A 26,064-nucleotide genomic window follows, 5' to 3' on the forward strand; every position below is an offset into this window, starting at 1 on the left:
TGCAGGCCATGGACCCCACGCACGATCCGTCGGCCGCCGCCGTCGCCGCCGCAGCCGCCATCGCCGCCGAAACCGACTGTCCGCGTCACGATCTGGCGGTGGTGCTGGGCTCGGGCTGGGCCCCGGCGGCCACCGAGCTGGGCGTGCCGACCGCCGAGATCCCGATGACCTCGCTGCCCGGCTTCTCCGTGCCGTCGGCGCGCGGCCACTCCGGGAAGGTGCTGTCGGTGCGGGTGGGCGGCGCCCGGGTGCTGGTGCTGCTGGGCCGGGTGCACGCCTACGAGGGTCACCACCTCTCGCGGGTGGTGCATCCGGTGCGCACCGCGGCCGCGGCCGGCGCGCACACCGTGGTGCTGACCAATGCCGCCGGCGGCATCGGTTCCGGGCTGTCGGTGGGCCGGCCGGTGCTGATCAGCGATCAGCTGAACCTGACCGGACGCTCCCCGCTGACCGGGGCGGAGTTCGTGAACATGGTCGACGCCTACTCCCCGGCGCTGCGCCGGCTGGCGCGGAGCGTGGATCCGACGCTCACCGAAGGCGTCTACGCCGGCCTGCCCGGACCGCAGTACGAGACGCCCGCCGAGATCCGGATGCTCGCCACGATGGGCGCCGACCTGGTGGGCATGTCGACGGTGCACGAGACGATCGCGGCCCGGGCCGCCGGTCTGGACGTGCTGGGGCTGTCGCTGGTGACCAATCTGGCGGCCGGGATCACCGGCGAGCCGCTCGACCACACCGAGGTGCTGCAGGTGGGCGCCGCCTCGGCGGCTCGGATGGGTGCACTGCTCGCCGAGGTGATCGGCGCTCTGGGCGACCGGACCCGCGATGAGCACTGAGCCGATGCGGCTGCGTTTCGGCACGGCCGGGCTGCGCGGCCCGGTCGGCGACGGACCGGACGCGATGAACGTGCCCAACGTGGTCACGGCGACGGCGGGCCTGGCGGCCTGGCTCGGCGCCCACGGCCGGGCGGGCGGGACCGTCGTGGTGGGCCGGGATGCCCGTCACGGCTCGGCCGAGTTCGCGACGGCCGCCGCCGAGGTGCTCGCCGCGGCCGGCTTCGACGTGGTGCTGCTGCCCGAGCCGGGCCCCACGCCGCTGGTGGCGTTCGCCACGCGGCGGCTGGCCGCGGTGGCCGGGGTGATGATCACGGCCTCGCACAATCCGCCGGCCGACAACGGCTACAAGGTGTATCTCGACGGCGGCGCGCAGCTGATCTCGCCGGCCGACAGCGAGATCGAGGAGCAGATCGGGCTGGCCGGCGATCCGGCACGCGTCGCCCGGCGGGCGGTGACATCCGACCGGCGGGCGCAGGCGGTGCTCCCGGATTATCTGGCCCGGCTGCGCGTCCGCTTCGGGCGGCCGGCGGCGGCGCCGCTGCGGATCGCGCTGACCCCGATGCACGGGGTGGGCGGGGCGACGGCGCTGGCGGCACTGACGCAGGCCGGTGTCACCGACGTCCGGGTGGTGGACGCTCAGTTCACTCCCGATCCGGACTTCCCGACCGTCGCCTTCCCCAATCCCGAGGAGCCGGGGGCCACCGATCTGCTGCTGGAGCTGGCTCGCAACTGCGAGGCCGATCTGGCGATCGCCCTCGATCCGGACGCCGACCGGTGCGCGGTGGGGGTTCCGGTCGGCGGCCGCTGGCGCATGCTCACCGGCGACGAGACCGGTGCGCTGCTCGGCGACGCGGTGCTCGACGAGTACGAGCCGTTCGGTGCGCCCGCGCCGGTGGTGGCCTCGTCGATCGTCTCCGGAACGCTGCTGGACACTCTGGCGCGGGCCCGCGGCGCCGACGCCCGGCGCACCCTGACCGGATTCAAACACCTGGTGCGGGCCGGTGAGCCGCTGGTCTACGCCTATGAGGAGGCGCTCGGGCACTGTGTGGATCCGGAGGCGGTGCGCGACAAGGACGGGATCAGTGCCGCCGTGGCGCTGTCGCTGCTCGCCGCCGAACGCAAACGGGCGGGCACCGATCTGGCGGCCCGGCTCGACGAGCTGGCCGCCGTCTACGGACCGCACCGGACGGCGCAGCGCAGCCGGCGGCTGGCCGGGCAGCACGACCTCGACGCGGTCATGGCGCGGCTGCGTTCGGCTCCTCCGGCCGAGCTGGGCGGGATCCTCGTGCAGGTGCGCGATTTCGCGGACGGGACCGCCGCCGGCGTCGGGCGGCTGCGCACCGATGCGGTGGAGCTGTCCGGATCCTCCGCCGACGGCGTCGCCCTGCGGATCGTGGTCCGGCCGAGCGGCACCGAGCCGAAGATCAAGTTCTGCGGTCAGGTCTCGGCGGCGCCGGGAACCGCACCGGAGGGCCTGAACGGGCTGCTGGCGCGGGCCCTGAAGGCCCTGTCGGACGAATGATCGACTGTCGCCACCTGCCGCTATCATCCTGGTCAGCGCCCGATCATCAGCGGCGCGACCGCGCACCACGCCAGGGGGATCGATGACGAGGCCGTACGACGACGACCAGTCGGCACCGTATGAACCGACGCAGATCGCCGGATCGCTCCCGGAGATGCCCGACCAGGCCGGCTACGGCGGGCAGTACCCGGGTCAGCCGCACAGCACGGAGTACCCCACAGCCGGCGGATATCCGGCGCCCGGCGGTTATCCGCCGTCCGGCGGGTATCCCGCAGCGGGGGGCTATCCCACCGGTCCCGGCCCGCGCGGCGGCGGTCACCAGTGGATTCTGGCAATCGCCCTGATCGCGGGCCTGATCGCGGTGGGCACCGTCACCTTCCTGGTGGTCAAGAATCTCGGCGGATCCGGTGGCGGCACCACTGCCGGCGACGCCTCGTCGGCCGTCACGGTCACCTCCACGCACACCGAGTCCGCACCGGCCGAGCAGACCACGGTGACCCGTACCGCCACCGCGCAGACCACCGCCGCGACGACGGCCGCCGGTGGTTCGGCGCCGCTCGGGGTATCGAGCACCGATGCGCACGGCTTCACCGACGGCGGCCCCACCTGTGACGACTCCGCCGATCCGGTGATCTTCATCGGTCGCACTCACCGTTCGCAGGTCCTCATCTGCCAGGTGGGCGCACAGGAGGGGCGGTACTACTACAAGGCGCTCGCCGACGGCGCCGGCAAGCACATCGACTTCCCCACTCGGTCCGGGCAGAGCATCACCGCCAGCAGCGGTGCGGTGAGCTACATCATCTCGCCGGACCGGCTGCTGATCACCGAGAACGGCTCGACCATCGGCGATGAGCCGTGGCATCAGTCGTGGTGGCGCTGACCGGGCGTCAGAACTGCCGCGGGCCGTACTGACGGTCGCCGGCATCGCCGAGCCCGGGGACGATGTACGCGTCCTCGTTGAGGCCGTCGTCGAGGGCGGCCAGGATCAGCCGCACGCGATGACCGGAAGCTTGCAGCGCCGCCAGGCCCTGCGGCGCCCCCACCGCCGAGACGATGGTGACGTCGGCGGCGCCGCGGGCGGCCAGCACGTCGAGCGCATGCACCAGCGATCCGCCGGTGGCCAGCATCGGTTCGAGGATGATCACCGGCTGCTCGCTCAGGTCGTCGGGCAGCGACACCAGGTATTCGCACGGCTGCTTGGTCTGCTCGTCGCGGGCCAGTCCGACGAAGCCGATCCCGGCCTCCGGGACCATCGACAGCGCCGCATCGAGCATGCCCAGGCCGGCGCGCAGCACCGGCACCAGCAGCGGCGGCCGGCTCAGCCGGGTGCCCGCGCACGGGCCGATCGGCGTCGTCACCGGCCGGTCCACCGTCGGCGCCTGCGCCAACGCCTCGTAGACCAGCATGCGGGCCAGCTGGGACAGCGTTTCGCGGAACCGGTCGTTCCCGGTCCGTTCGTCGCGCAGCGCCGTGAGCCGGGACTGGACCAGCGGGTGGGCCACGACGTGCAGGTCGACCGCATCGGTGCTCATGGGCCATCAGCCTATCGGGGCCGCTAGAAGCCTTCGACGGTCTGATCGAGGTCGGTCGTGCGGGCGCGGTCGACCTGCCTGCCCGGTTCGACGGCCCCCGGCGTTTCGTGGAACCGAACCGGCGTGCGCTGCGTCCAATTGTCATGAACGACGAGACGACTACGACTATCGGCGGCTCTGCGCTGACCGTGTCCCCAGACACCCTGACCGGCATCGCCGGCGCGCAGAGCGGTGCGGCCGGGGCGGTGGCCGCGCAGGCGGCCGCCGAACGCTTCGACAGTGCGCAACTGGTGCCCACCTTCGGGTTGATCGGTGCGCCCTTTCTGGGTGCACTCACCGCGGCGATGAACGGGCGGGCCCGGCAGTTGGACGCGGCGAGCGCCGTCCACGTCGAGCATGCGGACCGTACCGCCGTCGCAGCCCTGGCCTACGACGGCGCGGATACCGCAAACGGCGGGGAGGTGACGGTATGAGCGGGGTGGAGATACTGGTCGCGCCGTTGCGGGCGCTGGTGGCAGCTCTGGGCACGGGGGTGCTGCCGGCCGGCGGGGTGGACGCGGCGCTGGGATCGGCGTCGCAACGGCTCGAGCAGGCCGCCGAACTCTCGGCCCGGACCGGCCGGCAGGCCGTCGACGGCTGGCGGGGCCGTGCGGGGACCGCGGCCACCGCGCTGGCCGAGCGGGCGGCGACCGAGGACCGGGCGCTGGCCGATCAGGGGGTGGACTACGCGGCGGTGGTGCAGACGGCCGCCGACCGGGTACGGCGGGCCAACACCGAGCTGAACGGGCTCGTCGACTCGTTCGTCGCGTCGGCCTCCGCCGTGGCGCCGACCCTGTCCCCGGCGACGCTCGCCGCCCTGTTGCCGGTGGCCGCGGCGCATCTGCAGCGCGGGCTGGCGGTGGTGCAGAAGACGCAGGCGGAACTGGCCGGGGATGCGGCGCGGCTGGGCCGGACGCCGGCTCCCGCCGAGGTGACGGTGGCCGGCGGTGGGCGGATCCCGATCACCCTGCCCGACGGCTCGGTGGCCTACGCGCCCGATGCCCGGGCGGCGGCCGCGGTGCGGGCCGCCCTGAGTCAGCGCGGCACCCCGTATGTGTGGGGCGGCACCGCGCCCGGCGGCTTCGACTGCAGCGGACTGACGCAGTGGGCCTACCGCCAGGCCGGACTCGAACTGCCCCGGCTGGCGCAGGACCAGGACACCGCCGGCTATGCGGTCGCCCGGTCCGAGCTGCAGCCGGGCGATCTGGCGGTGTGGTCCGGTCACGTGGCGATGTACGTCGGCAATGGTCAGATTGTCGAGGCCGGCGACCCCGTTCAGGTGAGTCCGGTGCGCACCACCAACCTCGATCAGACCTTCGAAGGCTTCTACCGGCCGAGGTGAGACCGCGCCCGCGCAGCCAACCTGCGACACCGGGTCGATGACACCGATCGCCACCGGTAGGCTCATGCGCATGGCAGGTGACATCGTTCCCATCGAACTCGGCCTCACCGAGGGCAATCTCGTGACCTTGTGGGCTCCGCGCTGGCGCGAGGGCGACGACGAGTGGGAGGGCTTCCTCGGGCTCGAGGACGATCTGTACGCGTTCGAGTCGGTCGCCGCGCTGGCCGCCTTCGTGCGCACCGACGACGACAACGACCTGGTGGACCATCCGCAGTGGGAGACGCTGCAGCAGGTGGCGATCACCGAGCTGATCCCCGACGACAAGCACAGCTACGACCTGATCGGCGTCCCCGAGCTCGCCGCCGAGGACCCGCGGCCCGAGGTGGTCGCCGAACTCGAGGACGCACTGGAGATCGTCCGGATTCTCGGCGAGGTCTGTGAGCTGCCGGCCACCACCAAGTTCTTCACCGCCAACCCGATCACCGGTGCGGTGACCGTGGGCACCGACAACTTCCGCGGCCGCGACGGCATCGACCTGTGGGTGCGCATCGGCCGGCTGATCGCCAAGCACTGGGACGACGTGATCGACGAGCTCGACGGCGTGGTCAGCGTCCCGGACGTGGACGCCAAGGCCCTCGAGATCGCCGAGGACGAGCTCGAGGCGGCCGCCTCCGCCGAGGACGAGGACGAGCCGGACTTCGATCCGATCGACCCGCTCGACGACGACTCGGAGGACGGCGAGTCCGACGAGGACGACGATCAGGACGCGGACGACGAGGACGACGAGGACGAGGGTTTCTGGGCCGAGGTCGGCATCGACCCGATCCGGATCTACACCGACGAGGGCGAGTTCCTCTCCCTGCGTTGCTATCTCGGCGACGAACCGGTCTTCCTGGGCAAAGACGGCGTCATCTACGGCTTCAGTTCCGAACGCGGACTGACCCGCTATCTGGCCAACTCCAACGATCACGCCCTGGCCCACGTCTCCACCTACGACGAGGTGCAGGCGATGGCCAACGGCGGCGAGCTGGTCTACGACGTGCTGCCGGAGAACGTGTACGCGCTCTCGGGCATCGACGAGGACATGCTCGAGGGGCCGCGCCGGGTGGACGGCAAGCAGCTGGATCTGGCGGTGGAGTTGCTCACGGATGCCGCCGATTTCGCGGATCTGGGCACCGTCTCCGAGGCGCTGGGCACCACCACCCCGCTCGGCTGGTTCGTGGACTACGCGATCAACCCCGATCCGAACCGGCTGGCGCCGTCCGGACCGTTCGACAACGAGGCCGAGTCCTGGCGCGCCCTGGTTCACGACTTCGAGGAGCGTCTGGTCCGCCGCGGCTGACGCCCCGATCGACCACGTCCGGCCCGGAGCATCGCTCCGGGCCGGACGCATCGGGAGCAGTCCGTGCCAGATCTCGCCGTACCCGGGCAGATCGGCGCCGTCTCTGGGTGATGGTGTGGCAACATCCGCCCTCATGTGGACCACGCTGGCCGATACGCTCGCCTACGCCATCGCGCTGGCTATCAGTCCGTTCGCGATCACGACGGCCATCGTGCTGCTCCTCGGGGATCGCGGCCCGCTGCGCGCGAGCCTCTTCGGCGTCGGCTGGTGGACCACCCTGTTCGCCATCACCATGCTCTCCTGGTGGCTCGTCGACTCCGCCGACGAGGAGAATCCGCAGGACACCGCCGACGGCATCAGCATCGGCAAACTGGTCTTCGCCGGCCTCTTCTTCCTGCTCGCCGCGATCGCCTGGCTCAAACGCCGCAAGGGCGGTCCCGACGGCGCGCAGGCGCCGGCCGAATACCTCGAGACCGAGTTCGGTGTGCCCACCGCCTCCGCGAAACCGGGCCTGCTCGACCGGCTCGACGGCGTGAGCGTCCTCGGCTGCTTCGGCCTGGGCCTGGCGCAGGGCGTCATCGTCTTCAAGAACATCCCGCTGGGCATCAGTGCCGGCGCCACCCTGGGCACCGAAGACCTGAACATTCCCGAAACCTTCCTCGCCGCAGCGATTTTCACACTGATCGCGTCGATCGGCGTCATCGTGCCGGTGACGGTCGCACTGGTGGCCGGCGACCGCGTCATCGGTCCGCTGCGCCGCGCCCGCGAGTGGATCGAGGCGCACTTGACCCCCATCAGCATCGTGCTGTTCGCAGTGCTCGGCGTCTACTACCTCTACGAGGGCATCGAGAGCGTGCTCTGATCAGCCCATCAGCACGGCGTAGCCCGGCTTGATCACCTCGTCGATGAACGCGATGCGCTCATCGAAGTGAATGAACGCCGACTTCATGGCGTTGACGGTGAACCGTTCGAAGTCGCTCCAGCCGAAGCCGAAGACCTCGTGCAGCAGGAGGAACTCGCGGCTCATCGAAGTGTTGCTCATCAGCCGGTTGTCGGTGTTCACGGTCACCCGGAACCGCAGCCGCGCCAGAATGTTGAACGGATGCTGCTCGATGGACGGCACCGCCCCGGTCTGCACATTGCTGCTCGGGCACAGCTCCAGCGGAATCCGCTTGTCCCGCACGTAGTCGGCGATCGGGCCCAGCCTCGCCCCGGTGAAGTCCCGATCGTCCGGTCCGCAGCCCGGCGGCAGCGTGATGTCGTCTATCACCCGCACCCCGTGGCCGAGACGATCCGCGCCGCAGAAGGCGATCGCCTCGTGAATCGACGGCAGCCCGAAGGCTTCACCGGCATGAATGGTGAAGTGCGCGTTGTGGTCCCGCATGAACTCGAAGGCGGCGAGGTGTCTCGACGGCGGGTTCCCGGCTTCGGCGCCGGCGATGTCGAAGCCGGCCACTCCCCGGCCCGCGAAGCGCACCGCCAGCTCCGCGATCTCCTGTGAGCGGGCGGCGTGCCGCATGGCGGTGAGCAGTGTGCGCACCGTGATCGGCGTGCCGGCGGCGCGGGCCTGTTCCTGGCCTTCGGCGAAACCGGCGAGCACCGCCTCGACCACCTCGTCCAGGCTCAGTCCGCGTTCTACGTGCAGTTCCGGGGCGAAGCGCACCTCGGCGTACACCACGCCGTCCCCGGCCAGGTCCTCCGCACATTCGCGGGCCACCCGGCGCAGTGCGTCGGCGGTCTGCATGACGGCGACGGTGTGGGTGAAGGTCTCCAGGTAGGTCTCGAGCGAGCCGCTGTCGGCGGCCGTGGCGAACCAGGTGGCCAGCGCGGCGGCGTCGTCGGCGGGCAGTCCCCGGTAGCCGTCCTGCTCGGCCAGTTCCAGCACGGTGGCCGGTCGCAGTCCACCGTCGAGGTGATCGTGCAGCAGAACCTTGGGGGCGAGCCGGCAGTCGTCGAGGGTGATCATGCCTCGACGGTAACCCGGCCTACCGGCCCCGTTGGGCCGCCCGACGCCGACGAGCCGAAGATGTCGCCGAGTGTTCACCCCGGGCGGCATCGGCGCCACCGAGGATTCGTCCGCTCCGGCGCCGCCGCGGCGTCACTCCACCCGGCCGAGGACCCGGCTGCCGGGTACCTGCGGACGCTCCGCGGTGATCGTCACCGCCCCGTCGAGACGGGCCAGGGCCCGTTCGAATCGCTCCGGGTGGTCGGTGTGCAGAGTCAGCAGCGGCGCACCGGCGTGCACCCGGTCGCCGACCCCGGCATGCCAGGTCACCCCGGCCACCGGTGAGACGGCCTCGCCGGGCACCGAACGACCGGCCCCGAGTTCCCAGGCCGCATGGCCCACGGCCAGCGCATCGAGTCCCGCCAGGTAGCCCGACGCGGCCGCCTCCACCTGCCGGGTGTGCCGGGCCCGCGGCAGCGGGGCCGCGGGATCGCCACCCTGCGCGGCGATCAGCGCCCGCCAGGCATCCATGGCCTTCCCGCCGGCGAGCACCGCCGCCGGGTCGACGTCGGCCCGGCCCGCCGCGGCGAGCATCTCCTCCGCCAGGGCCAGGGTCAGGTCGCGCACGTCGGGTGGTCCTCCCCCGGCCAGCACCTCCAGCGCCTCGGCCACCTCGACGGCGTTGCCGGCGCTGCGGCCGAGCGGGGTGGACATGTCGGTGAGCAGGGCACGGGTGCGCACACCCGCATCGGCACCCAGATCGACCATGGTCCGGGCCAGTTCGGCAGCGTCGTCCACGGTGGTCATGAAGGCGCCGCTCCCCACCTTGACGTCCAGCACCAGCGCCGAGGTGCCCTCGGCGATCTTCTTACTCATGATCGAGCTGGCGATCAGCGGGATCGCCGGGACGGTGCCGGTCACATCGCGCAGCGCGTAGAGCTTGCGGTCCGCCGGCGCCAGGTCGGCGGTGGCCGCGCAGATCACCGCACCGACCTGCTCGAGCTGCTCGACCAGCCGGTCGGCGGTCAGGTCGGCCCGCCAGCCGGGGATGGCCTCGAGCTTGTCCAGGGTGCCGCCGGTGTGCCCGAGGCCGCGGCCGGACATCTGCGGGACGGCCAGTCCGCAGGCGGCGATCAGCGGGGTCAGCGGCAGGGTGATCTTGTCGCCCACCCCGCCGGTGGAGTGCTTGTCGACGGTCACCAACGGGTGTCCGTCCCGGCGCAGCCCGCTCAGGTCGAGCCGGCTGCCCGAGGCAATCATCGCCCCGGTCCAGTCGACGATCTCCCGGCGGCTCATTCCGCGCAGCAGGATCGCCATCAGCAGCGCGGACACCTGCTCGTCGGCCACCCGCCCGCGGGTGTAGCCGTCGACGACGGCGGCGATCTGCCCGCCGGTCAGCTCGCGCCCGTCGCGTTTGGCGACGATCACGCTCACCGGGTCGAGGGCCGCGCTCACCGGCCGCGCTCGAGATCGTCGGGACCGAAGGCCTCCGGGAGCAGCTCACCGAGCCGTCGCGGACCGTCGTCGGTGTCCACCAGCAGTCCGGGACCGCCGAACTCGAGCAGTACCTGCCGGCACCGTCCGCAGGGGGTCAGCAGGCGCCCGCGGCCGTCGCAGACGCTCACTGCGAGCAGCCTCCGCTCTCCCGCAGAAACAGCGCCGGCGACCATCGACACTTCCGCGCAGACACCGAGACCGTATGAGACATTCTCCACATTGCATCCGACCGCGATGTGGCCCGTTTCACTCAGTGTGGCGGCACCCACAGACAGCCCCGAGTAGGGTGCATATGCCCTGGTCACCACCCCTCTGGCGGCATCACGAAGGGTGGTGAAGTCGATTTCCTGAGTCACCGGGCGACTCCTTTCCCTAAATGGCCGTAGGTAAGGCATACCTAATAAACAACAATTGTCTTAGGTCACATTATTCGAGCAATTTACGACATCACTCAGCATGGGTTTAAAGTCAAACGTATTGGGACCCGCTCGGCGCGGTCATGCCCGCGGTGCCCGAGGTTTCTAGTCGACACTTTGGAGGCGTAGTTTCGCGATGAGCACCCCCACGGAGGTTGCACCGGCACCGGTGCGCAAGCGCTCTCTTTACCGGGGAGACCCGGGCATGTGGTCGTGGGTGCTGCACCGCATCACCGGCGTCAGCATCTTCTTCTTCCTCTTCGTGCACGTCCTCGACACCGCGGTCATCCGCGTGAACGAGAGCACGTACACCGAGATCATCGAGACCTACAAGACTCCGATCATCGGCCTGATGGAGATCGGCCTGGTCTTCTGCGTGCTCTACCACGCACTCAACGGCCTGCGCGTGATCCTCGTGGACTTCTGGGGCAAGGGCGCCAAGTACCAGCGCCAGATGCTGTGGACCGTCCTGACCGTCTTCGCCATCGTGTTCATCGCTGCGGCCGTGCGCCTGCTGCAGATCCTGTTCACGCACGCCTTCTAGGGAGCCGCAACCCATGACTGTTGAAGCAAAGACCCTGGGCAAGGAGTACGACCGCCCGGCCAGCCTGGACAATCCGCGGAGCCCGCGCCCGCGCAAGGGCGGCAATTTCGAGAAGTGGGCATGGCTGTTCATGCGCTTCTCGGGCCTGGCCCTGATCATCCTGGCCATCGGCCACATGTTCATCATGCTCGCCTGGGACGACGGCGTGCACCGCATCGACGCCGCCTTCGTCGCCGACCGCTGGCGGCAGCCGTTCTGGCAGATCTGGGATCTGCTCATGCTGTGGCTGGCTCAGCTGCACGGCGGCAACGGCCTGCGCACCGTGATCGCGGACTACTCCCGTAAGGACGCCACCCGCTTCTGGCTGAATGTGGTCCTGGGGATCTCGATGCTCCTGGTCCTCGTCCTCGGCACCTACGCGATCCTCACCTTCGGCAACTAGGAGACCTGACCCTCATGCAGGAACACCGCTATGACGTCGTCATCGTGGGCGCCGGCGGCGCCGGGATGCGCGCAGCCATCGAGGCCGCGCCGCGCGCCCGCACCGCCGTTCTGACCAAGCTCTACCCCACCCGCAGCCACACCGGCGCGGCTCAGGGCGGCATGTGCGCCGCACTGGCCAACGTCGAGGAGGACAACTGGGAGTGGCACACCTTCGACACGGTCAAGGGCGGCGACTACATCGTCGACCAGGATGCCGCCGAGCTGATGGCCAAGGAGGCCATCGACGCGGTGCTCGACCTGGAGAAGATGGGTCTGCCGTTCAACCGCACCCCTGAGGGCCGGATCGACCAGCGCCGCTTCGGCGGTCACACCCGCGATCACGGCAAGGCCCCGGTCCGCCGCGCCTGCTACGCCGCCGACCGCACCGGCCACATGATCCTGCAGACGCTGTATCAGAACTGCGTCAAGCACGACGTGGAGTTCTTCAACGAGTTCTACGCCCTGGACATCAACATGACGACCAACGAGGACGGCGAGCCCGTCGCCAACGGGGTCGTCGCCTACGAGCTGGCCACCGGCGAGATCCACGTCTTCCACGCCAAGTCGATCGTCTTCGCCACCGGCGGATCCGGCCGCATGTACAAGACCACCTCCAACGCACACACCCTCACCGGTGACGGCATGGGGATCGTCTTCCGCAAGGGCCTGCCGCTCGAGGACATGGAGTTCCACCAGTTCCATCCGACCGGCCTGGCCGGCCTGGGCATCCTCATCTCGGAGGCGGTCCGCGGCGAGGGCGGCATCCTGCGCAACGTCGACGGCGAGCGCTTCATGGAGCGCTACGCCCCCACCATCAAGGACCTCGCGCCGCGTGACATCGTCGCCCGGTCGATGGTCACCGAGGTGCTCGAGGGCCGCGGCGCCGGCCCCAACAAGGACTACGTCTACATCGACGTGCGCCACCTCGGCGAGGACGTCCTCAACGAGAAGCTGCCGGACATCACCGAGTTCGCCCGCACCTACCTGGGTGTGGACCCGGTGACCGAGCTGGTGCCGGTGTACCCGACCTGTCACTACGTGATGGGCGGCATCCCCACCACCATCACCGGTCAGGCACTGGCCAACAACGACCAGGTGGTCCACGGCCTGTACGCGGCCGGCGAGTGCGCCTGCGTGTCGGTGCACGGCGCCAACCGCCTGGGCACCAACTCGCTGCTCGACATCAACGTCTTCGGCCGGCGCGCCGGCATCGCCGCCGCCGAGTACGCCAACAGCCACGAGTTCGTGCCGCTGGAGGAGACTCCCACCGCGATGGTCGACGAGTGGCTGGCCGGCCTGCTCTCCGAGCACGGCAACGAGCGGGTGGCCGACATCCGCACCGAGCTGCAGCAGACCATGGACAACAACGCCGCGGTCTTCCGCACCGAGGACACGCTGAACCAGGCGCTCAGCGACGTCCGCGCGCTCAAGGAGCGCTACAACCACGTGCGGATCCACGACAAGGGCAAGCGGTTCAACTCCGATCTCCTCGAAGCCGTCGAGCTGGGCTTCCTGCTCGAGCTGGCCGAGGTGACCGTCGTCGGCGCGCTGAACCGCAAGGAGTCGCGCGGCGGCCACGCCCGCGAGGACTACCAGAAGCGCGACGACGAGAACTACATGGTTCACACCATGGCCTACAAGAAGGGGCAGGGTCTGATCTCGGACATCGAGCTCGATTACAAGCCCGTGGTCCAGACCCGCTACGAGCCGATGGAGCGGAAGTACTGATGACTGCAACTCTGGAGAAGAACCCCGCGGCCAACGAGCCTCCGCTGCCTCCGGTTCCGCCCGAGGCGACGATGGTCACGCTCAAGATCTACCGCTTCAACCCGGAGGATCCCGACGCCCAGGGCTTCGAGAGCTTCCGCGTGCCGGCGCTGCCGACCGACCGTCTGCTGAACCTGCTGCTGTACGTCAAGGGCTACCTCGACGGCAGCTTCACCTTCCGCCGGTCGTGTGCGCACGGCGTGTGCGGCAGCGACGCGATGCGGATCAACGGGGTGAACCGGCTGGCCTGCAAGCTCCTGATGAAGGATCTGCTCCCCAAGGATCCGGCCAAGGAGATCACCATCACCATCGAGCCCATCAAGGGTCTGCCGGTGGAGAAGGACCTCGTGGTCGACATGGAGCCGTTCTTCGACGCCTACCGCGCCATCAAGCCGTTCCTGATCACCAGCGGCAACGAGCCGACGCGTGAGCGGATCCAGTCGCAGAAGGACCGTGCCCGGTTCGACGACACCACCAAGTGCATTCTGTGTGCGTGCTGCACCACCAGCTGCCCGGTGTTCTGGAACGAGGGCAGCTACTACGGCCCGGCCGCGATCGTCAACGCGCACCGCTTCATCTTCGACAGCCGCGACGAGGGCGCCGTGGAGCGTCTGGACATCCTCAACGACATGGACGGCGTGTGGCGCTGCCGCACCACCTTCAACTGCACCGACGCCTGCCCGCGCGGCATCCAGGTCACGCAGGCCATCCAGGAAGTCAAGCGCGCCCTGATGTTCTCCCGCTAGAACCATCTCTGCAGCCCAGAGGAGGGCCCCGCCGGTCGCGTACCGGCGGGGCCCTGCTCGTCTCCGGGGATCGCGTGATCTGCGACGGGCTGCGCCGGTCCGGCCAGTAGAATCATCGGGCAATGCTCGCTTCACGCCTGTCCCGGATCCTGCCGCCGGCCACCGCCGCGGCGATCGCCGTCTCGACGCTCGCCCTGACCGGTCCCGCCGCCGCAGAGCCCGCCACCAGCCCTGCCGCGGCCGGCGGGCAGTCCGCGGACTGCCCGTACCGGGTGTGGCCGGCCCCGGCCGTCGACGAGTCCGAGGTGGTCGCCCCCGGTGAGGCCAGCCCGACGGCGCTGGCGGTGCCGGACGAGCCGGTGGGCGGGGCGCGCCTGGGCGAGTGCGGGGTGGTCGCCGACCCCGCCGCCGGTCCGCTGCCGGCCGACCTGAACTCGCAGGGCTGGCTGATCGCCGATCTGGAGTCCGGCGACATCATCGCCGCGAAGGACCCGCATGGCCGGTTCCGCCCGGCGTCGACGATCAAGGTGCTGCTGGCGATCCTGGCGCTCGAACACCTCGACCTGGACGCGAAGGTGGAGGTGACCGCCAACGACTGGAGCATGGAGGGCGACGCCTGCGGAGTCGGACCGGGCGGACAGTACACGGTACGCGACATGGTCACCGGTCTGCTCATCGTCTCCGGCAACGACTGCGCCAACGCACTGGCCCGGCAGCTCGGCGGCTACCAGGAGACCCTGGACCTGATGAACGCCCGGGCCCGCGAGCTCGGGGCCCTCGACACCCGTGCCGCCACCCCGTCGGGACTCGACGCCGCCGGCATGTCCAGCTCCCCGTACGACCTGGCGGTGCTCTTCCGCGAGGCCATGCGCCACCCCACCTTCCGCGAGGTCATGGCGATGCGCGGCTACGACTTCCCCGGCTATCCGGCCCGCAAGGACGTGCCCGGCGACGTCGACCATCCCGGGTACTGGATGGACACCTCCAATCCGCTGCTGCGCGACGGATACCCGGGCATGCTCGGCGGGAAGACCGGCTACACCGACGACGCCCTCAAGACCTTCGTCGGCGCCGCCGAACGGGACGGCCGCAAGGTGCTCATCGTGCAGATGTACGGCCTGACCACCGAGGGCAATACCTACGCCGATCAGGCGGCCCGGATGTTCGACTACGGATTCGCCGCACCGGCGGGCACCTCGGTGGGCTCACTCGCCGCCACCGACGGCTCGGACGTCTCCCCCTACGCCGGGAAGCCGCAGCCGCAGGCCGCCCTCAACCAGGAGTCCTCGGGCTCGACGTGGGTCACCGTCGGTTCGGTGATCGCGATTCTCGTGGCGGCACTGCTGGCGGCGATCGCCGTCCGCATGCTCCGCCGCCGTCGCGGCTGAATCCCGGCGCGCCGAACGGCCGGCCCTGCGGACGGGCGCGCTAGTTCCGGCGGAACAGTTCCACCAGACCGGCGACGGCCGCACCGAGTCCGATCGCGGCCAGCAGCTGGCGCGGCCGGGCCGTCGGCGAGTTCTCGTACACCGGGGAGAGCAGCACCGGCTCCTCCACCTCCACCGGCGGCTCCACCTCGTCGACCATCTGGTAGGCCTCGTTCGCCGGGTTCGATGCCGCCCAGGCGGCCCCGTACAGCACGATCCGCGAGGCCAGGTAGGCGAAGACCATCACACCCAGGACGGGACCGAAGGCGGCGGCGGCCGGACTGGCGAACATCGACTGCAGGTACGAGGTGCCCAGGGTGAACAGCAGCACGAAGACCAGTGCGACCACGGCGGCCGGCGCCGCCACAGCGCGCACCGGCACCCGATGCAGCGGCAGCCGCGAGTAGACGTAACAGAGCAGCGCCCAGATGGCCAGCAGCGAGACAGCCCGCGAACCCCAGCTGAGCAGACCGCCGCGCAGACTGCCGGGCAGGAAGGTCAGATTGTCGATCAGCCACTGCGCGATCGGGCCGTTGGCGACCACCGACAAAGCGACGATCAGCAGGAACACCGCCCCGAGACCGACGAAGATGAGCAGGTCGAAGACCTTGGAGAGGATCGCGTTCCGTTTGGCCCGGCCACCCCAGATCTCGGTGAGCGCCGTCCGGAACAGACTCATCCAGCCGATCCCGGTCAGAGCGGCCGAGACCAGACCGATCACACCGACGGTGGCGCGGGAGTCGATCGCCGAGCGGATCACGTCACTGAGGGTGTCCCCGAGGTCACCGGGGATGTGCTCGACGACCGAGTCGATGATCGTCTGCACCAGATCGGGGCGGCTGGCCAGCACGAAACCGGCGATCGCGAAGGCCACCATCAGGATCGGAACCAGAGACAGGATGCCGATGAAGGCGATCGACGAGGCGTACAGATTGCCGCGCCGCTGGTTGTACCGTTCGAGCATCGCCAGCAGGTGCGCCAGCCAACCCCATCGCTCGGTCAACTCGGCGTAGACCGCCTTGAGCCGCGCGATCAGTTTCTTGATCGAGTCACCCATCGGTTCCAGAGGCTACGCGATAGGCGCGACGAATCCGATCTTCTCGTAGACGTCGGCGAGTGTGACCGAGGCCACCTCGCGGGCTCTGGCCGCGCCGGCGGCCAGGATCGCATCCAGTTCGGCCCGGTCAGCGAGGTATTCGTCGACGCGCCCGCGCAGCGGGGTGACGAAGTCGGTGAGGATCTCGGCGGTGTCCACCTTGAGGTGCCCGTACTGCTTGCCCTCGTAGCCGGCGAGGATCTCGTCGAGGTCCCGGCCGGTCAGGGCGGCCTGGATGGTCAGCAGGTTGGAGACGCCGGGCTTGTTCTCCCGGTCGAAGGCGATCACCGTGTCGGTGTCGGTGACGGCCGAGCGGATCTTCTTGGCCGACGCCTTGGGGTCGTCGAGCAGGTTGATCAGGCCCTTGTCCGAGTCGGCGGACTTGCTCATCTTGGCGGTCGGGTTCTGCAGGTCGTAGATCTTGGCGAAGTCCTCCACGATGTGTGCGCGCGGCACCTTCAGCGCGCGGCCGTAGCGCTTGTTGAAGCGCTGCGCCAAGTCCCGGGTCAGTTCCAGGTGCTGACGCTGGTCCTCGCCCACCGGGACGTCGTCGACCTGGAAGGCCAGGATGTCGGCGGCCATCAGGATCGGGTAGGTGAACAGCCCCACCCCTGCCGCGTCCTGCCCGGACTTGGCGCTCTTGTCCTTGAACTGCGTCATCCGGCTGGCCTCGCCGAAACCGGTGAGGCAGGTCAGCACCCAGGTGAGCTGCGCGATCTCCGGGACGTGCGACTGGACGTAGAGCGTGGCCCGCTGCGGATCCACACCCACGGCCAGCAGCTGAGCCACCGCGCGCAGCGTCCGCTCACGCAGCTGCGCGGGATCCTGCGGCACGGTGATCGCATGCATGTCCGGGATGAAGTAGTAGGCCTCGTCGAACTGGTCCTGCAGCGCCACCCACTGCCGCACCGCACCGAGGTAGTTGCCGAGATGGAAGGAATCGCTGGTGGGCTGGATTCCGGAGAGCACCCGGCGCGGCTGCGGAGTCGGTGTCGAATCGGTGGTCATAGGCCTGATTCTCTCAAAGCCGCCGCGCGCCGCGGCGGGCAGGTCAGGAACCGAAGACGACGCTGACCGGGGCGTGGTCGGACCAGCGCAGGTTGTAGGCATCGGCCCGGTCCACCCAGGTCCGGCGGGTGCGGGCGGCGAGTTGCGGGGTGGCCAGGTGGTAGTCGATGCGCCAGCCGGCATCGTTGTCGAAGGCCTTGCCGCGCCACGACCACCAGGCGTACGGGCCGGGGACGTCGCCGTGGTGTTCACGCGCCACATCCACCCAGCCGCCGGCCAGCCGGGCGGCGACCCACTCCCGTTCATGCGGCAGGAAGCCGGCGTTCTTCCGGTTGCCCTTCCAGTTCTTGATGTCGCGTTCGTCGGGGGCGATGTTCCAGTCCCCGGCGACCACCGCCGCACGCCCGGAGGCGAGGAGCCCGTCCAGGTAGGGGCCGAACTCGTCGAGGAAGCGCAGCTTCTCCTCGTACTTGGCGACGTCCTTCGGGTCCTCGGTGAGCGCGGCGCCGGTCGGCAGATAGAGGCTGCCGACGGTCACGGTCTGCCCGTCGTGGTCGACGTCGGCCTCCAGGTAGCGGCCGAGACCGTCGAACTCGTCGCTGCCGAAGCCGATCCGCACGGCGGCCGGCTCGGTCCGGGTGAGCAGGCCGACGCCCGCATGCCCGGCCACCGACGACTCGGTCATGACCAGCTGCCAGCCGTCGTCGAGGGCCGGCGCGAGGGCTTTACGGGCGAGTTTCTCGCTGGCCCGGATCTCCTGCAGCAGCACCACATCCGGGGCGGCGGCGGTCAGCCAGGGCAACATGCCCGGGTTGTCGTCGTTGCGCTGCTTCACGGCGGCGCGGACGCCGTTGACGTTGATGGTGGTGACGGTGAATCCGGATGTTTGAGCGCTCACGAGGACCCACCGTAGCCGCCGGTCGGCACCGGCTCCTCGTGCAGGTCCTGCGCGGCCCAGCGACGGCCGACGGCCACCGCCGCGACCAGCACCGCCACCCCGGCGAGCGCCAGTGCGGCACCGGCCAGCGCCGGCGCCCGGTAGCCGTAGCCGGCGGCCACCACCACCCCGCCGATCCACGCCCCGAGCGCATTGGCCACGTTCAGGGCCGAGTGGTTGAGGGCGGCGGCGATGGTCTGCGCCTGCTTGGCCACATCCATCAGCCGGGTCTGCAGACCGGGGATGGCGCTCGAACCGGCGCAGCCGATGAAGAAGGTCACCACCACCGCCGGCCAGCCGGTGCTCACCAGCGCCGCGAACAGCACCAGTGCCGCGGCGGTGGCGAGCATGCCCAGACCGATCGCCTTGTCTCCGAGCGTGTCCGCGAGCCGGCCGCCCACGTAGTTGCCGGTGACCATGCCGGCGCCGAACATCGCCAACGCCACCGGCACCACCGACTCGGGCAGGTGCCCGAGTGAGGTGAGCGCCGAATTGAGGAAGGTGTAGAAGGCGAAGAAGCCGCCGAATCCCACGGCCCCGACCAGCAGCGTCAGCCAGATCTGGCCGGTGCGAAGGCCGCGCAGTTCGGTGCGTGGATCCGAGGTGGGCATGTCGTGCAGCGCCGGCAGCACCCACCAGAGGGCGATCACCGTGATCGCGCCGATGATCACCACCAACGCGATCGCAGCGCGCCAGCCGATGTGCTGACCCAGCCAGGTCGCCACCGGCACACCCACCACATTGGCCACCGACAGACCCATCATCATCTGGCCGACGGCCTGGGCGCGTCGACCCGGACCGGCGAGATGCGCCGCCACCAGCGCACCGACCCCGAAGTAGGCGCCGTGCGGCAGTCCGGCGACGAACCGCGCCGCCATCACCGTCTCGTAGTTCGGGGCGATCAGGCTCAGCGCGTTGCCCAGTGTGAAGGCCACCATCAGGCCGATCAGCAGCACCCGCCGCGGCACCCGCGCGGCGAGGACCGCGATCAACGGTGCGCCCACCACCACGCCGAGGGCGTACATGGAGATCAGGCCGGCGGCGGTGGGCTCGGTGACGTTCAGGTCCTCGGCGATGTCGGGCAACAGCCCCATCGCGACGAATTCGGTGGTGCCGATGCCGAAGCCGCCGAGGGCCAGCACCAGCAGCACCAGTCCCACCCGATGGGACCGATGCCGCGGCGCCGGTCCGGCGGAGGGCGACGAGCGGCCCGGAGAAGAGCGGCCCGGAGAAGACGAAGAGCTCACCAGAACCTCAACGCCGGGCCCGCCGTCAACGATTCCCCGGCCGAACGATGTGCGTCCCGGACGGGACGGAACCGGTCAGGCCTTCAGGGCGGCCTGCAGGTTCTCGTCGAGGGTGGCCAGGAACTCCTCGGTGGTGAGGAACTTCTGGTCGCCGCCGACCAGCAGCGCCAGGTCCTTGGTCATCTTGCCCGACTCCACGGTCTTGATGACCACGTCTTCGAGCTTCTCGGCGAACTCGCGCACCTCGGGGGTGTTGTCGAGCTTGCCGCGGTGATCGAGGCCGCGGGTCCACGCGAAGATCGAGGCGATCGGGTTGGTGGAGGTGGGCTTGCCCTGCTGGTGCTGCCGGTAGTGCCGGGTGACCGTGCCGTGCGCGGCCTCGGCCTCACAGGTCTTGCCGTCCGGGGTGAGCAGCACGGAGGTCATCAGACCCAGCGAGCCGTACCCCTGGGCGACGGTGTCGGACTGGACGTCGCCGTCGTAGTTCTTACACGCCCAGACGTAGCCGCCCTCCCACTTGAGCGAGGAGGCCACCATGTCGTCAATCAGCCGGTGCTCGTAGTGCAGGCCGGCCGCGTCGAACTGGCTCTTGAACTCGCGGTCGAAGACGTCCTGGAAGATGTCCTTGAAGGCGCCGTCGTAGGCCTTGAGGATGGTGTTCTTGGTGGACAGGTACACCGGGTAGTTGCGCTGCAGGCCGTAGTTGAACGACGCCCGCGCGAAGTCCTCGATGGACTTGTTGAAGTTGTACATGCCCATCACGACGCCGCCCTCGTCGGGGATCTTGACGATCTCGTGCTCGATCGGCGCGGAGCCGTCGTCGGGCGTGTAGGTGATGGTGACGGTGCCGCCGGCGGGCACCTTGAAGTCGGTGGCGCGGTACTGGTCGCCGAAGGCGTGACGGCCGATGACCACCGGCTTGGTCCAGCCGGGCACCAGGCGCGGCACATTGGAGATGATGATCGGCGAGCGGAAGATGGTGCCGCCGAGGATGTTCCGGATGGTTCCGTTGGGCGAACGCCACATCTTCTTGAGGCCGAATTCTTCGACGCGGGCCTCGTCGGGCGTGATGGTGGCGCATTTGACGCCCACGCCGTGCTTCTGGATGGCGTGCGCCGCGTCGACGGTCACCTGGTCGTCGGTGGCATCGCGGTACTCGATACCCAGGTCGTAGTAATCAAGGTTGACGTCCAGGTACGGATGGATCAGCTTTTCCTTGATGAACTGCCAGATGATCCTGGTCATCTCGTCGCCGTCGAGCTCTACGACGGTGCCTTCAACCTTGATCTTGCCCATATGGCTCGGTGCCCTCCTCGGCGTCGGCCGCGCTCGGGTAATGACGCGACTCCTCACGGTGCCGGATAGTGCTGCGGATTGCGCAGCAGTCCGGCCTCAAACCTAGTACGAGTTCCCGCTCCGCGTTGAACAGGTCCAAACAGAACGCTCGTACTGTTTGATGACCAGCATATCCCACATCACACCCCGGAGTCCGCTTACCGAACAGTCAGGTGCGGTCATGTCGCAGGTTCACCCGACGGTTGTGCGGCGGGCTCGGCCCCCGGCTGCGGCGACGCACCGGATCCGGCCTGCGGCGGCGCGTCCGGCGACGGTGAGACGGCCTCGCCGCCGGCATCCGGCGGGCCGGCCCCCGCGTCCCCGCCGTCACCGGCGGACTCGTCGTCACCGGCGTTCGCCTCGGGGTCGCCGAGATTTCCGCCGTTGTTGCCCAGAGTGTCGCCGATGTCACCGTCCGGGTTGTCGTGCTCCCCGCTGTTGCCGGCCCCGCTGTTGCCCTCCCCGCTGCGGTCGTCGCTGCTGCGGTCGTCCCCGCTGTGGTCGTCCCGGCCGTCACCGGCCCCGACGGCGAGTTCCGCCGCCGGCCTCGGCGCGGCGTCCTCGTCGGGCGATCCGCCGCCGGCCGCGGTGGCCGTCGTGGCCGCCGGGCAGGTCTGCGGGTGGCCCCAGTTGAGCGAGTCGCACTCGTCCAGTCCCAGGATCACCGGGCGGGTGCCGCTCAGGACACCGCGCACGGGGTCGAGCAGCGGTGTGAGCCGCCGCTGGTCGCGCACCAGCGACAGCTGTGCGCGCCGGTACGCCGCGGCGTTGAACGGCGCCTTGAGGAAGCTGAGCGCGCTGCCGCCGAAGACCGCGGCGTCGTTGCGCAGACCGTCCCCGTCCAGGGTCACCAGGTGGGTCAGCAGGTCGGCGACGGCCAGCAGATCCGGAACGTGGGCACCGGCGTAGCCGATGTACGGCAGCGGCGGCAGCACGTTCAGGATCGGGGCCAGGTACTGCTGCAGATCACCGAGGTCGGCGTGCGGGAGGACGCCGTTGACGTTGAGCAGTCGGCGCAGCGATGCGTACAGGTCGATGTCCCGGTCGATCAGGACGACGTCGTCGAGGGTCAGTCCCACCAGCCCGAGGGCGGATCCGGCGAGGGTTGCGCCCAGCTCCCCCATCGCCGATCCGTCGTCGACGAAGCAGGTGGTGGTGTTGCCGACCGTGGTGATGCTGGTGCAGATCGGCTCGGTGCCCGGCTGTCCCAGATTGTCCGCGTCGGAGTGCTGCATCAGCGTGCGCGGATACATCCCGTGCCGGGTGGTCAGGAAGCCCACCAGCGAGTCGAGCGCCCCGAGCGGGTCGTGCAGCGGATCGGCCAGGTCGCAGATGCCGTCGCTCTGCCAGCAATAGGTGGTCACCGGGATGTCGCCGAAGCCACCGGGGCGCGCCCCGGCCAGGGTCAGTCCCGGGACGATTCCGGGCAGCGCCAGTTCGACGCCGCGGCTCGACTCCGGGCCGTCGCGCCGGGGATCGGAGTAGAGGGTGCCCGAGACCCCGGTCTTGCTCACCGCGTACTCCCGGCCGTCCGGCCCGGTCACCGAGCCGTCGGTGTCGGTGGCCAGGCCGTTGAGGACGTCGCCGGCGATGCGGGCGCCCTGCGAATAGCCGATGATCGCCACAGGCCTGCCCGCGCAGGCGGCCTGATACTCCTCGAGTGCCGCGTAGGTGGCGGCGGTGCCCTTGGCGACGTCGTCGTCGTACCCGACGGATCCGAGCGGCCACAGGGTGGTCGCGTAGTCCGCCGGATCCTCCGACACGTTGATCACCCGGTAGCCGTCGTCCCGGTACCGGTCGGACACCCCGCGCAGCGCGATCGCGTCCGGATCGTTGGTGCCGGCCACCACGATCGCCGCACCGGTGCCGCACTCGTCGTCGTCGGCCATCGCGACGCCGCCGGGCAGGACGACGGCCACGGCCACGGCCAGAACCGCCGCCACGGCCGCAGCCGCCCGGGTGGCGAACGGTCGTGTGCCGTCGTGCCGCCGGAGACGGCCCCGTCGAGACTGGTGGTGCTGTGCTGAACTCATCGGATCCCCCGATCCGCAGCGGTCGGGCTGTGACCGCTTGCTGGGCCCATCGTGGTGCGGCTCCGTCGCCCCGCGCAGCGCTCCGGACGCCGATTGGTCCGATCGCGTGACAGAGATCGATCCGTTGTCGAATCCCCGGCGGATCGCGATGCCCGATTCGCCCGGCTCAATAACATGCACGCCCGGGTCCGCGAGACTTTTGTGCACGCCGATTACGGCGTTAACGGGGCCGTCAAGCGGTGCTATATCCTCGACTGCAGGTCATGAGTGTCAGCATCGAGCCCCGGCTTGCTGTCCGGCAACCCTCCAACCGCGGTGGGGTGCTCCGGGTGATGACCTGGTCGCGACAAGCCGTCGCGGCAAGCGCGGGTCCGCAGGTCGGACCCCACCTCCCGGGCGTGAGCCCGGCCGACCAGAAAGCGATTGACGACTGATGTCCGACACCAGCAACTGGAGCTTCGAGACTCTGCAGGTGCACGCCGGCCAGGTGGTTCCCGACACCAACGCCCGGGCGCTGCCGATCTACCAGACCACGTCGTATGTCTTCAACGACACCGACCATGCGGCCAACCTGTTCGCCCTGGCCGAGCCGGGCAACATCTACACCCGCATCATGAACCCGACGCAGGATGCGGTCGAGCAGCGGCTGGCCGCGCTCGGCGGCGGTGTGGCGGCGCTGCTGGTGGCCTCCGGCCAGGCGGCGACCACCTACGCCATCCTGAACATCGTCGAGGCCGGCGGCCACGTCGTCTCCAGCCCGCGCATCTACGGCGGCACCTACAACCTGTTCCAGCACACGCTGCCCAAGTTCGGCATCGAGGTGACCTTCGTCGAGGACCCGGACGACCTGGAGTCGTGGCGTGCGGCGATCAAGCCGAACACCCGCGCACTGTTCGGTGAGACCATCGCCAACCCGCACAATCAGATCCTCGACATCGAGGGCGTGGCCGAGGTGGCGCACAGCAACTCGCTGCCGCTGATCGTCGACAACACGGTCGCCACCCCGTACCTGGTCAAGCCCTTCGAGCACGGCGCCGACATCGTCGTGCATTCGGCCACCAAGTACATCGGCGGGCACGGCACCGCGATCGGCGGCGTGATCATCGACGGCGGCACCTTCGACTGGCGCGTCCAGCGCGACGGTCAGGACCTGTTCCCCGGCTTCACCACCCCGGATCCGAGCTACAACGGCGTCGTCTTCGCCGACCTCGGTGCTCCGGCGTACGCGCTCAAGGCGCGCACTCAGCTGCTGCGCGACACCGGTGCGGCCGTCTCGCCGTTCAACGCCTTCCTGCTGGCCCAGGGCATCGAGACGCTGAGCCTGCGGGTGGAGCGGCATGTGGCCAACGCCCAGCGCGTGGCCGAGTTCCTCGAGGCGCACCCGCAGGTCACCTCGGTCTCGTACGCCGGTCTCCCGTCCTCGCCGTACTACGAGCGCGGCCAGAAGCTGGCGCCGAAGGGGCAGGGCGCCGTGATCGGCTTCGAGATCGAGGGCGGTGTGGAGGCCGGCAAGAAGTTCGTGAACGCGCTGACCCTGCACAGCCATGTGGCCAACATCGGCGACGTCCGCTCGCTGGTCATCCACCCGGCGTCGACCACCCACAGCCAGCTCTCCGCCGAGGAGCAGCTGGCCGCGGGTGTGACCCCGGGTCTGGTGCGCCTGGCCGTGGGCATCGAGAACATCGACGACATCCTGGCCGACCTCGAGCAGGGCTTCGCCGCCGCCAAGGCCTGAGGCGCATCGTGATCAGCCCATCACACGGAGACGGCCGGTGTCGTTGAGCATCGACCCGATCACCACGGTCGACGGCCCCGACTGGACCACCGGTCCGGACGGGGCCGAGACCTCGGTCGCCATCGGCGATCTGACACTGGAGAACGGCGCGGTGCTGCCGGACGCCTCCATCACCTTCCAGCGCTGGGGTACGCCGAACGCCGCGCGCGACAACATCGTGCTCGCCCTGCACGCGCTGACCGGCAACTCGCATGTGGCCGGTCCGGCCAACGAGCGTTTCCTGATGCCGGGCTGGTGGGACGGCCTGGTCGGGCCGGGGTGCGCGGTGGACACCGATGAATGGTGCGTACTGGCGCCGAATGCGATCGGCGGCTGCTACGGATCCACCGGACCGTCGAGTATCGCCCCGGACGGCCGCCCGTGGGGCTCACGTTTCCCGAGGCTGACGGTCCGCGATCTGGTGCGCTCGGAGGCGATCGCGCTCGAGCGTCTCGGCGTCTCCCGCGTGGCCGCGGTGGCCGGCGGATCGATGGGCGGAGCGCGCGCGCTCGAGTGGCTGATCATGTATCCGGAGCTGGTGGACGCCGGCCTGGTGCTGGCGGTGGGCGCCCGGGCGTCGGCCGATCAGATCGGCACCCAGACCACCCAGATCGCGGCGATCACCGCGGATCCGGACTGGCAGGGCGGCGACTATCACGGCACCGGGCGCGCCCCGATGACCGGGATGGGGATCGCCCGCCGGATCGCACATCTGGCCTACCGCAGCGACCGCGAGCTGGACGAGCGCTTCGAGAACTCGCCGCAGGGCGACGAGGACCCGCTGGTCGACGGCCGCTTCTCGGTGCAGAGCTACCTGGAGTACCAGGCCGACAAGCTCACCAAACGGTTCGATCCGGCCAGCTATGTGGCCCTGACCGAGGTGCTCAACAGCCACGACGTGGGGCGTGACCGGGGCGGCGTGCAGGCGGTGCTGAACGCCTCCACGGTGCCGGTGGTGGTCGGCGGAATCGACTCCGACCGGCTGTATCCGCTCTACCAGCAGGTGGAGCTGGCCGAACAGCTCGGCGGCGCCGTCGACGGGCTGCGCGTGGTGCATTCGGCGAGCGGTCACGACGGCTTCCTCACCGAGTTCGAGCCGATCCGGGTACTGCTCACCGACACCATGGCACTGGCCCGCCGGCTCCGGGCCTGACAGCCCCGGGCTTGGCGGCCCTGTTCGTGCGGCCCTGTTGGTG

General features: G+C 69.9%; 24 protein-coding genes and 1 riboswitch. Of the genes, 14 read left to right on the forward strand and 10 right to left on the reverse strand.

The window, feature by feature from the left end; translation table 11 throughout:
• Positions 1–8: 8 nt before the first annotated feature.
• The 3 genes from ACJMNC_RS09610 to ACJMNC_RS09620 all read left to right on the forward strand — a co-directional run bounded on the left by ACJMNC_RS09610 (position 9) and on the right by ACJMNC_RS09620 (position 3,238).
• Entirely contained in the window at positions 9–836 is an 828-nt protein-coding gene (locus ACJMNC_RS09610; RefSeq protein WP_408947726.1) for a purine-nucleoside phosphorylase, read from the forward strand.
• A complete protein-coding gene (locus ACJMNC_RS09615) occupies positions 826–2,358 on the forward strand; it encodes a phospho-sugar mutase (RefSeq protein WP_408947727.1) in 1,533 nt (510 codons plus the stop codon). The genes ACJMNC_RS09610 and ACJMNC_RS09615 overlap by 11 nt, the downstream gene beginning before the upstream one ends.
• A gap of 82 nt (positions 2,359–2,440) precedes the next feature.
• Positions 2,441–3,238 (forward strand): hypothetical protein, encoded by a 798-nt coding sequence (locus ACJMNC_RS09620; RefSeq protein ID WP_408947728.1) that lies wholly within the window; start codon positions 2,441–2,443, stop codon positions 3,236–3,238.
• 7 nt (positions 3,239–3,245) lie between these two features.
• Here the strand turns inward: ACJMNC_RS09620 and upp are convergent, their stop codons facing one another.
• On the reverse strand, positions 3,246–3,890 hold the full coding sequence (gene upp, locus ACJMNC_RS09625; RefSeq protein WP_408947729.1) for a uracil phosphoribosyltransferase: 645 nt from the start codon (positions 3,888–3,890) through the stop codon (positions 3,246–3,248).
• Between the two features lie 143 nt (positions 3,891–4,033).
• On the opposite strand from upp, the gene ACJMNC_RS09630 reads away from it, so the two are divergent.
• The 4 genes from ACJMNC_RS09630 (at position 4,034) to ACJMNC_RS09645 (ending at position 7,475) form a co-directional block, all read left to right on the forward strand.
• Positions 4,034–4,363, forward strand: a complete 330-nt coding sequence (locus ACJMNC_RS09630; RefSeq protein ID WP_408947730.1) for a type VII secretion target — start codon at positions 4,034–4,036, stop codon at positions 4,361–4,363.
• A complete protein-coding gene (locus ACJMNC_RS09635; protein WP_408947731.1) occupies positions 4,360–5,271 on the forward strand; it encodes a C40 family peptidase in 912 nt (303 codons plus the stop codon). Before ACJMNC_RS09630 ends, ACJMNC_RS09635 begins: the two co-directional genes overlap by 4 nt.
• 70 nt (positions 5,272–5,341) lie before the next feature.
• Positions 5,342–6,613, forward strand: a complete 1,272-nt coding sequence (locus tag ACJMNC_RS09640) for a primosomal protein (RefSeq protein ID WP_408947732.1) — start codon at positions 5,342–5,344, stop codon at positions 6,611–6,613.
• 115 nt (positions 6,614–6,728) lie between these two features.
• On the forward strand, positions 6,729–7,475 hold the full coding sequence (locus ACJMNC_RS09645; protein WP_408947733.1) for a GAP family protein: 747 nt from the start codon (positions 6,729–6,731) through the stop codon (positions 7,473–7,475).
• Here the strand turns inward: ACJMNC_RS09645 and ACJMNC_RS09650 are convergent, their stop codons facing one another.
• The 3 genes from ACJMNC_RS09650 to ACJMNC_RS09660 form a co-directional block, all read right to left on the reverse strand.
• A complete protein-coding gene (locus ACJMNC_RS09650; protein WP_408947734.1) occupies positions 7,476–8,579 on the reverse strand; it encodes an adenosine deaminase in 1,104 nt (367 codons plus the stop codon).
• A 132-nt stretch (positions 8,580–8,711) separates the two neighbouring features.
• Entirely contained in the window at positions 8,712–10,013 is a 1,302-nt protein-coding gene (locus ACJMNC_RS09655) for a thymidine phosphorylase (protein ID WP_408947735.1), read from the reverse strand.
• The gene (locus ACJMNC_RS09660; RefSeq protein ID WP_408947736.1) at positions 10,010–10,450 is read right to left on the reverse strand and encodes a cytidine deaminase; all 441 of its coding nucleotides are present in this window, start codon (positions 10,448–10,450) and stop codon (positions 10,010–10,012) included. Before ACJMNC_RS09660 ends, ACJMNC_RS09655 begins: the two co-directional genes overlap by 4 nt.
• A gap of 157 nt (positions 10,451–10,607) precedes the next feature.
• On the opposite strand from ACJMNC_RS09660, the gene sdhC reads away from it, so the two are divergent.
• From sdhC to ACJMNC_RS09685, 5 genes are all read left to right on the forward strand, one after another.
• Positions 10,608–11,015: a succinate dehydrogenase, cytochrome b556 subunit gene (gene sdhC, locus ACJMNC_RS09665; protein ID WP_408947737.1), complete on the forward strand. Its 408-nt coding sequence runs from the start codon at positions 10,608–10,610 to the stop codon at positions 11,013–11,015.
• A gap of 13 nt (positions 11,016–11,028) precedes the next feature.
• Positions 11,029–11,457, forward strand: coding sequence for a succinate dehydrogenase hydrophobic membrane anchor subunit (locus ACJMNC_RS09670; RefSeq protein WP_408947738.1), 429 nt, complete (start codon positions 11,029–11,031; stop codon positions 11,455–11,457).
• Between the two features lie 14 nt (positions 11,458–11,471).
• Positions 11,472–13,226: a succinate dehydrogenase flavoprotein subunit gene (sdhA, locus tag ACJMNC_RS09675; RefSeq protein ID WP_408947739.1), complete on the forward strand. Its 1,755-nt coding sequence runs from the start codon at positions 11,472–11,474 to the stop codon at positions 13,224–13,226.
• Positions 13,226–14,011 (forward strand): succinate dehydrogenase iron-sulfur subunit, encoded by a 786-nt coding sequence (locus ACJMNC_RS09680; RefSeq protein WP_408947740.1) that lies wholly within the window; start codon positions 13,226–13,228, stop codon positions 14,009–14,011. The genes sdhA and ACJMNC_RS09680 overlap by 1 nt, the downstream gene beginning before the upstream one ends.
• A gap of 122 nt (positions 14,012–14,133) precedes the next feature.
• Complete coding sequence (locus tag ACJMNC_RS09685) at positions 14,134–15,399, forward strand: serine hydrolase (protein ID WP_408947741.1); 1,266 nt, start codon at positions 14,134–14,136, stop codon at positions 15,397–15,399.
• A 40-nt stretch (positions 15,400–15,439) separates the two neighbouring features.
• Here the strand turns inward: ACJMNC_RS09685 and ACJMNC_RS09690 are convergent, their stop codons facing one another.
• The 6 genes from ACJMNC_RS09690 to ACJMNC_RS09715 form a co-directional block, all read right to left on the reverse strand.
• A complete protein-coding gene (locus tag ACJMNC_RS09690) occupies positions 15,440–16,495 on the reverse strand; it encodes a YhjD/YihY/BrkB family envelope integrity protein (protein ID WP_408947742.1) in 1,056 nt (351 codons plus the stop codon).
• Positions 16,496–16,507: 12 nt separating this feature from the next.
• The gene (gene trpS / locus ACJMNC_RS09695) at positions 16,508–17,542 is read right to left on the reverse strand and encodes a tryptophan--tRNA ligase (RefSeq protein WP_408947743.1); all 1,035 of its coding nucleotides are present in this window, start codon (positions 17,540–17,542) and stop codon (positions 16,508–16,510) included.
• Between the two features lie 43 nt (positions 17,543–17,585).
• On the reverse strand, positions 17,586–18,440 hold the full coding sequence (locus tag ACJMNC_RS09700; protein ID WP_408947744.1) for an exodeoxyribonuclease III: 855 nt from the start codon (positions 18,438–18,440) through the stop codon (positions 17,586–17,588).
• The gene (locus ACJMNC_RS09705) at positions 18,437–19,726 is read right to left on the reverse strand and encodes an MFS transporter (protein WP_408947745.1); all 1,290 of its coding nucleotides are present in this window, start codon (positions 19,724–19,726) and stop codon (positions 18,437–18,439) included. Before ACJMNC_RS09705 ends, ACJMNC_RS09700 begins: the two co-directional genes overlap by 4 nt.
• Before the next feature lie 75 nt (positions 19,727–19,801).
• Positions 19,802–21,022 carry an NADP-dependent isocitrate dehydrogenase gene (locus ACJMNC_RS09710; RefSeq protein ID WP_408947746.1) on the reverse strand — a complete coding sequence of 407 codons (1,221 nt, stop codon included), beginning with the start codon at positions 21,020–21,022 and terminating at the stop codon, positions 19,802–19,804.
• A 218-nt stretch (positions 21,023–21,240) separates the two neighbouring features.
• Positions 21,241–23,094 (reverse strand): PE-PPE domain-containing protein, encoded by a 1,854-nt coding sequence (locus tag ACJMNC_RS09715; protein ID WP_408947747.1) that lies wholly within the window; start codon positions 23,092–23,094, stop codon positions 21,241–21,243.
• Between the two features lie 259 nt (positions 23,095–23,353).
• Positions 23,354–23,466, forward strand: a riboswitch (SAM riboswitch).
• Between the two features lie 61 nt (positions 23,467–23,527).
• On the opposite strand from ACJMNC_RS09715, the gene ACJMNC_RS09720 reads away from it, so the two are divergent.
• Both ACJMNC_RS09720 and ACJMNC_RS09725 read left to right on the forward strand, forming a co-directional pair.
• Positions 23,528–24,829 carry a bifunctional o-acetylhomoserine/o-acetylserine sulfhydrylase gene (locus tag ACJMNC_RS09720; protein ID WP_408947748.1) on the forward strand — a complete coding sequence of 434 codons (1,302 nt, stop codon included), beginning with the start codon at positions 23,528–23,530 and terminating at the stop codon, positions 24,827–24,829.
• A gap of 37 nt (positions 24,830–24,866) precedes the next feature.
• The gene (locus ACJMNC_RS09725) at positions 24,867–26,021 is read left to right on the forward strand and encodes a homoserine O-acetyltransferase (RefSeq protein WP_408947749.1); all 1,155 of its coding nucleotides are present in this window, start codon (positions 24,867–24,869) and stop codon (positions 26,019–26,021) included.
• Positions 26,022–26,064 lie beyond the last annotated feature (43 nt).

Source organism: Gordonia sp. VNK21, from assembly GCF_046098115.1.
In the GTDB taxonomy this organism is placed as follows: domain Bacteria; phylum Actinomycetota; class Actinomycetes; order Mycobacteriales; family Mycobacteriaceae; genus Gordonia.

What these genes read in the sequence shown, in the direction of transcription:
- ACJMNC_RS09670 (WP_408947738.1), top strand. Translation starts at nt 11,029, where the DNA reads ATGACTGTTGAAGCAAAGACCCTGGGCAAGGAGTACGACCGCCCGGCC.
- ACJMNC_RS09620 (WP_408947728.1), top strand. Translation starts at nt 2,441, where the DNA reads ATGACGAGGCCGTACGACGACGACCAGTCGGCACCGTATGAACCGACG.
- ACJMNC_RS09680 (WP_408947740.1), top strand. Translation starts at nt 13,226, where the DNA reads ATGACTGCAACTCTGGAGAAGAACCCCGCGGCCAACGAGCCTCCGCTG.
- ACJMNC_RS09685 (WP_408947741.1), top strand. Translation starts at nt 14,134, where the DNA reads ATGCTCGCTTCACGCCTGTCCCGGATCCTGCCGCCGGCCACCGCCGCG.
- ACJMNC_RS09610 (WP_408947726.1), top strand. Translation starts at nt 9, where the DNA reads ATGGACCCCACGCACGATCCGTCGGCCGCCGCCGTCGCCGCCGCAGCC.
- ACJMNC_RS09715 (WP_408947747.1), bottom strand. Translation starts at nt 23,094, where the DNA reads ATGAGTTCAGCACAGCACCACCAGTCTCGACGGGGCCGTCTCCGGCGG.
- trpS (WP_408947743.1), bottom strand. Translation starts at nt 17,542, where the DNA reads ATGACCACCGATTCGACACCGACTCCGCAGCCGCGCCGGGTGCTCTCC.
- upp (WP_408947729.1), bottom strand. Translation starts at nt 3,890, where the DNA reads ATGAGCACCGATGCGGTCGACCTGCACGTCGTGGCCCACCCGCTGGTC.
- ACJMNC_RS09660 (WP_408947736.1), bottom strand. Translation starts at nt 10,450, where the DNA reads ATGCCTTACCTACGGCCATTTAGGGAAAGGAGTCGCCCGGTGACTCAG.
- ACJMNC_RS09635 (WP_408947731.1), top strand. Translation starts at nt 4,360, where the DNA reads ATGAGCGGGGTGGAGATACTGGTCGCGCCGTTGCGGGCGCTGGTGGCA.
- sdhA (WP_408947739.1), top strand. Translation starts at nt 11,472, where the DNA reads ATGCAGGAACACCGCTATGACGTCGTCATCGTGGGCGCCGGCGGCGCC.
- sdhC (WP_408947737.1), top strand. Translation starts at nt 10,608, where the DNA reads ATGAGCACCCCCACGGAGGTTGCACCGGCACCGGTGCGCAAGCGCTCT.
- ACJMNC_RS09710 (WP_408947746.1), bottom strand. Translation starts at nt 21,022, where the DNA reads ATGGGCAAGATCAAGGTTGAAGGCACCGTCGTAGAGCTCGACGGCGAC.
- ACJMNC_RS09615 (WP_408947727.1), top strand. Translation starts at nt 826, where the DNA reads ATGAGCACTGAGCCGATGCGGCTGCGTTTCGGCACGGCCGGGCTGCGC.
- ACJMNC_RS09720 (WP_408947748.1), top strand. Translation starts at nt 23,528, where the DNA reads ATGTCCGACACCAGCAACTGGAGCTTCGAGACTCTGCAGGTGCACGCC.
- ACJMNC_RS09640 (WP_408947732.1), top strand. Translation starts at nt 5,342, where the DNA reads ATGGCAGGTGACATCGTTCCCATCGAACTCGGCCTCACCGAGGGCAAT.
- ACJMNC_RS09630 (WP_408947730.1), top strand. Translation starts at nt 4,034, where the DNA reads ATGAACGACGAGACGACTACGACTATCGGCGGCTCTGCGCTGACCGTG.
- ACJMNC_RS09650 (WP_408947734.1), bottom strand. Translation starts at nt 8,579, where the DNA reads ATGATCACCCTCGACGACTGCCGGCTCGCCCCCAAGGTTCTGCTGCAC.
- ACJMNC_RS09690 (WP_408947742.1), bottom strand. Translation starts at nt 16,495, where the DNA reads ATGGGTGACTCGATCAAGAAACTGATCGCGCGGCTCAAGGCGGTCTAC.